Annotated in this window: 2 protein-coding genes and 1 pseudogene; all 3 read left to right on the top strand. The window is 70.8% G+C overall.

Going from position 1 to position 3,841, the window contains the following annotated elements:
* Nucleotides 1-2,701 (top strand): annotated as a pseudogene (locus IEY86_RS35615) (SDR family NAD(P)-dependent oxidoreductase); the annotation flags it as partial.
* 27 nt (nucleotides 2,702-2,728) lie between these two features.
* The gene (locus tag IEY86_RS38660) at nucleotides 2,729-2,908 is read left to right on the top strand and encodes a hypothetical protein (protein ID WP_506016894.1); all 180 of its coding nucleotides are present in this window, start codon (nucleotides 2,729-2,731) and stop codon (nucleotides 2,906-2,908) included.
* Nucleotides 2,909-3,035: 127 nt separating this feature from the next.
* Nucleotides 3,036-3,841: beta-ketoacyl synthase N-terminal-like domain-containing protein (locus tag IEY86_RS35620; RefSeq protein WP_189136045.1), on the top strand; the 806-nt coding region annotated here is incomplete at its 3' end.

Raw genomic sequence — 3,841 nt, forward strand, 5'->3', positions numbered from 1 at the left:
CATTCGCAGGGTGAGATCGCGGCGGCGTGTGTGGCGGGTGGGCTGTCGTTGGAGGACGGCGCTCGTGTGGTGGCGCTGCGCAGTCGTGCGTTGAGGGTGATCGCGGGTCGTGGCGGGATGGTGTCGCTGGCCCTGCCGCTGACTGATGCGGAGGGGTTGTTGGCGGGTTGGGACGGCCGGATCTCGGTGGCGGCGGTCAATGGCCCCGGTTCGGTGGTGGTGTCCGGGGATGCGGAGGCGTTGAAGGAGTTGATCGGGCGTTGTGAGGCGTCGGGGGTCCGGGCGCGGGCGGTGCCGGTGGACTACGCCTCGCATTCGCGGCATGTGGAGGCCATCGAATCGGAGTTGGCGGAGGTGCTGGCCGACGTTGCTCCGCGCTCGGGTGCGGTGCCGTTCTTCTCCACGGTCGAGGCGGAGTTCATCGACACCGCGGCGCTGGACGCCGGTTACTGGTATCGCAATCTGCGGCAGCGGGTGCGCTTCGATGAGGCTGTGCGGAGTCTGGCCGAGCGTGGTCATGGGGTCTTTGTGGAGGTCAGTGCGCATCCGGTGCTGGCGATGGCGGTTGAGGAGGCCGCCGAGGACGCGGTGGTCGGCGGCACGCTGCGGCGCGACGACGGGGGAGCGGACCGTTTCCTGACCTCGCTCGNGCCGCCGCTACTGGCTCGACACACCCGCCTCGGCCTCGGACGACGATGCCGTGGAGCCCGCCGACTCCGTCGATGCCCGCTTCTGGGAGGCCGTCGAGCGCGAGGACCTGGAGGCCCTTGCCGACACGCTCGAACTCGATACCGAGGGCGACGGGAGGACCGTTCTGGGCACCGTGCAACCGGCACTGCCCATGCTCTCCGCGTGGCGCAAACGGCTGCGCGAGAGTGCGACGCTCGACGCATGGCGCTACACCGTGTCGTGGAAGCCGATCCCCGATCCCGAGAGCAGCCCCGAACCTCCGGCGCGCTGGCTCCTTGTCGTGCCGGACGGAGGCGACACCACCGATCCTCGAATCCACGAAGTGGCCGAGGGACTGGCGAACCGCGTGGAAAATGTCGTCACGGTCCGGTTCGACGCCTCGGGAGAGCGCCGGGAGGAGCTTGCCGAACGCCTGCGTGCCGCACTCGCGGACGAGCCGCTGACCGGGGGAGTGCTCTCCGTACTTCCCCTGGGGGCCGGTGGCGGATCGGTGAGCCATCCGGCTCTGCCCCTCCCGATCGTGGGGACGGTCCTGCTCATGCAGGCTCTTGCCGACGCGGGTGTCGACGCACCAGTGTGGAACGCCACCCGTGGTGGCACTTCCGTGGGGGACTCCTCCGGGGAGGCCGACGAAGCGGCGGTTCCCGAGCAGGCGGCCGTGTGGGGGCTCGGCCGGGTGTTCGGACTCGACCATCCCCGGCAATGGGGTGGCCTGATCGACCTTCCGGCGGACCCCGACTCCAAGGCCTGGGACCTGTTCTTCGCGGCCCTCCTGGGCGGTGGTGACGAGGACCAGTTCGCCGTGCGACCCGGCGGCCTCCATGTCCGGCGCCTGGTCCGAAAGCCGCTCGACGGAGCGACCGCTCCACGCGCCTTCCGACCCACCGGAACCGTTCTGATCACGGGTGGCACCGGGGCGTTGGGCGCCCACCTCGCCCGCCGACTTGCCTGGAGCGGCGCCGAGCATCTGTTGCTCGTCAGCCGCCGGGGACAGGAGGCCGACGGTGCGGCCGAGTTGGAGGCGGAGCTCACCGCACTGGGGACCCGGGTCACGATCGCCGCCTGCGACATCGCCGACCGCGAGGCTCTGGCGGCGCTGCTCCGCGCGGTCCCGGACGAGCTCCCCGTCACCTCTGTAGTGCACGCGGCCGGTGTCGTCCCTCCGGCGACCGCGCTCAGCGACACCGGCCTGGACGCAGTCCAGGACGTTGTCCGGGCCAAGATCGCCGGGGCGGTCAATCTCGACGCGCTCCTGGGCGACCGTCCGCTCGACGCCTTCGTCCTCTTCTCCTCCGGCGCCGGAGTCTGGGGCGACGGCGGCCATGCCGCCTACGCCGCGGCGAACGCCTATCTCGACGCCTTCGCGGAGCAGCGCCGAGCTCGCGGTTCGGCCGCCACCTCCATCGCATGGGGGGCCTGGGCGGGCGGTGGCATGGTCGACGAGGGTGTCGGAAGCCGCCTGTGGCGCCTCGGCGTTCCGGCCATGGATCCGGCGCTGGCGGTGACCGCCGTCCAGCAGGCCCTCGATCACGACGAGACCTTCCTTGTCGTGGCGGACCTGGCCTGGGACCGGTTCGCCCCCACCTACTGTGCTGCCCGTCCCCGCCACCTGTTCGACGAGATACCCGAGGTACGGCGCGCTTCCAGGTCCGGGAGCGCCGCGCTCGGCGGCGACCAGGCACCGGAGGACGCGGACGGGTCCTTCGCACGCCAACTGGCCGGGCTCGCCCGGGAGGAACAGGAACGCGTGCTCCTGAAGCTGGTCAGAACCCAGGCCGCTGCCGTCCTCGGCCATGCCGGCTCCAGCGCCGTGAGTGCCGGACGGCAGTTCCGTGACCTGGGCTTCGACTCTCTCACCGCGGTGGAGTTGCGCAACCGACTGAAGACCGCCACCGGCTTGGCCCTACCGGCGACTCTGGTCTTCGACCACCCGACTCCGGCCGCGCTCACCAGGCGACTGCACTCGGAGATCGTTCCGGAGAGCGGCGGGAGCGGCGGACTGCCCCAGCTCGACGAACTCGAGGCGGCCGTCGCGGCGCTGGACCCCGAGGACGAGTCCCGCGACCGGATCGCCGCCCGGCTGCAGGCGATGCTCTGGCGTCTGAACGAGACCTCCACGGACGCTGCCCAGGTCAGCGAGACGGATGAAGAGGTGCTGGAGTCCGTGACCGACGACGAGATGTTCGACCTCATCGACAAGGAACTGGGGCTGTCCTGAACCGCCGGACGGGCCCTCCCCTGCCGGTGCCCTAGGAGCCCGTCCGGCCTCTCTCTCCGGCCCCACCAGGCCGTTCCCGCACCGGTGACCGTTCGCCTTCGGGCCTGCTCAAGGGACTGTGACGTTCATGGCCAACGAGGACAAGCTCCGCGACTACCTCAAGCTGGTCACCTCCGACCTGCGGCAGACCCGTCAGCGACTCCAGGCGGTCGAGGCGCGGCAGCTGGAGCCGATAGCCATCGTCTCGATGAGCTGCCGCTTCCCCGGTGACGTGAGGACGCCCGAGGAGCTGTGGACGCTGCTGGCGGAGGGCGGCGACACCGTCTCGGGGCTGCCCGCCGACCGGGGCTGGGATCTCGAAGCGCTCTACGACCCGGACCCGGAGAATCCGGGGACGAGCTACACCCGCTCCGGCGCTTTCATCCTTGACGCGGGTGACTTCGATCCCGGGTTCTTCGGTATCTCGCCGCGCGAGGCGCTGGCGATGGATCCGCAGCAGCGCCTGTTGCTGGAGACATCCTGGGAGGCGCTGGAGAGGGCCCGTATCGCCCCCGACAGCCTGCGGGGCGCGCGGGCCGGAGTGTTTGTCGGCAGCAGCAACCAGGGCTACGGCGCCAGTGTGGAGTCCGCACCGGAAGGCGTCGAGGGGCACCTGCTGACGGGTGGTTCGGGCGCCGTCCTGTCCGGGCGCATCGCCTACACGCTGGGGTTCGAGGGACCGGCCGTCACCGTCGACACCATGTGCTCGTCGTCGCTGGTCGCGCTGCACCTCGCCGTCCAGGCGCTGAGGCAGGACGAGTGCACGCTCGCGATTGCCGCCGGCGCCACGGTGATGTCCAGCCCCCGTTCATTCGTGGAGTTCAGTCGTCAGCGTGGGTTGGCGGTGGATGGCCGGTGCAAGCCGTTCGCGGCGGGTGCGGACGGTACGGGGTG

Origin of the sequence: Wenjunlia tyrosinilytica, from assembly GCF_014646055.1 — a bacterium.
Classification (GTDB): domain Bacteria; phylum Actinomycetota; class Actinomycetes; order Streptomycetales; family Streptomycetaceae; genus Wenjunlia; species Wenjunlia tyrosinilytica.